We start from the raw sequence: 1368 nt of genomic DNA, 5'->3' as shown, positions 1-1368 counted from the left end.
TCGTCGCTACGTTTAAAGCCTGCATGGGTGGCTTCAGTAAGAGCACCAATGGCAGTTTTAATTTCTGAGAGTTCACGGTCATGCTGTGCAAAGCGCAAGCCATTTTCCCGCTGGTTTTCCATTACAATCTTATGTGTTTCCCCGGTAATCTAGATGAGCCGGTGTACGGCGTTATCCAGCGATTCAAAATAGGATTCAAGTCTCCCTGCACGATGCTCCAGTGACATACCGCGTTTCGTTATCATTTATTGTGAAAGCAGTCAGCATAGCAGATATTGAGAGATTGCACGGAGACACCTAACATACCTACTCAGGGACATCCTTATCGGTTGGAAACATAATGCCTACTCAGGGACATTCTGATCGGCTGGTAACATAATGTCTGGTTCAGCCTCACCGCCAATGACGTCGTCGGGTTGAGGGGCGCAGCCTCGGAAAGAACTGGAAGAGTTGTTATGTTGCAGCTTGTGGCACAAAACTGATTTTTACTTTATACCCAATCGCCTTTGCATAATCTTCGATAGTTGACAACTTTGGAGATGTTTTAGAATTTACATTCTCCAAGCGTGAAATATTACTTTTTTGCGTATGCAGAATTTCAGCCAGTTCTTCCTGGGTTAAGCCTGCTTCTTTACGAAGGGCAATAAGCTGCTTACGTAATTCATAAGCAAGCTCAAGCTCTTCGTACTCTGCCCTCACTTTTGGATTTTCAAGAGCTTTTTTCTTGAAATCAGAAAATGTTGGTCTTGTCATTTTTTGACCTCCTTCATCCGCTTTTTGGCAAGATCCAGCTCTTTTTTAGGCGTTTTCTGTGTTTTCTTGATGTAGGAGTTGAGGATGATGACCTCTTGCCCCTTGACCTGACAAAACAGAGAACGACCTATGCCTTCTTTGCCTTTTGCTCTGATCTCGAAGAGACCATCACCCATTGGAGCTGTATATGGCTTGCCCAAAGCAGGGCCAAATTCTTCAATCATTTCAGCTAGATGGATGAAGTTAGCCAAGATTCCCTCGGGGAAGCTCAGGGTCTCTTCCTCTACCTTCTTGCTGTAAAACGTAATTCGCCACTTCATACAGAAAGGTTATCATACTTGATAACTCTTGCAAGAAATAGTTCCCTGATATTTGTGAAGAGCCTGCTTGCTGCAATATATGGAGGAGACCGGGGATGCTGAAACTTTCAAACAGATGATCACTGATCTGCCTGCTGAGCAGGCGGTAGAGACTGTGAGAAATGCTTCGTTTTTTGGGCGGTTGATGGGTTTGAGTAAGTCAGTATTTCAGCTACGAATTTCAGACAATAGCTCTGGATGATTGTCCAGCAGTCTGAACAGTTTTACCAGTGAAAGTGGTGGTTTGGTTTTGCCA

General features: G+C 44.2%; 3 protein-coding genes. All 3 read right to left on the bottom strand.

Going from position 1 to position 1368, the window contains the following annotated elements:
* Window positions 1–453 precede the first annotated feature (453 nt).
* A complete protein-coding gene (locus tag KDK19_RS18935) occupies window positions 454–753 on the bottom strand; it encodes a helix-turn-helix domain-containing protein (RefSeq protein ID WP_257275026.1) in 300 nt (99 codons plus the stop codon).
* On the bottom strand, window positions 750–1073 hold the full coding sequence (locus KDK19_RS18930) for a type II toxin-antitoxin system RelE/ParE family toxin (RefSeq protein ID WP_257275027.1): 324 nt from the start codon (window positions 1071–1073) through the stop codon (window positions 750–752). Before KDK19_RS18930 ends, KDK19_RS18935 begins: the two co-directional genes overlap by 4 nt.
* A 207-nt stretch (window positions 1074–1280) precedes the next feature.
* A partial coding sequence (locus KDK19_RS24585; protein WP_368736475.1) for a type II toxin-antitoxin system MqsA family antitoxin occupies window positions 1281–1368 on the bottom strand: 88 nt, incomplete at its 5' end.

Origin of the sequence: Endozoicomonas sp. ONNA1, assembly GCF_024606325.1 — a bacterium.
Taxonomy (GTDB): domain Bacteria; phylum Pseudomonadota; class Gammaproteobacteria; order Pseudomonadales; family Endozoicomonadaceae; genus Endozoicomonas_A.
This window is presented reverse-complemented; position numbering and strand designations above follow the sequence as displayed.

Coding starts and splice junctions, on each gene's coding strand:
- KDK19_RS18930 (WP_257275027.1), bottom strand. CDS start 1,073: ATGAAGTGGCGAATTACGTTTTACAGCAAGAAGGTAGAGGAAGAGACC.
- KDK19_RS18935 (WP_257275026.1), bottom strand. CDS start 753: ATGACAAGACCAACATTTTCTGATTTCAAGAAAAAAGCTCTTGAAAAT.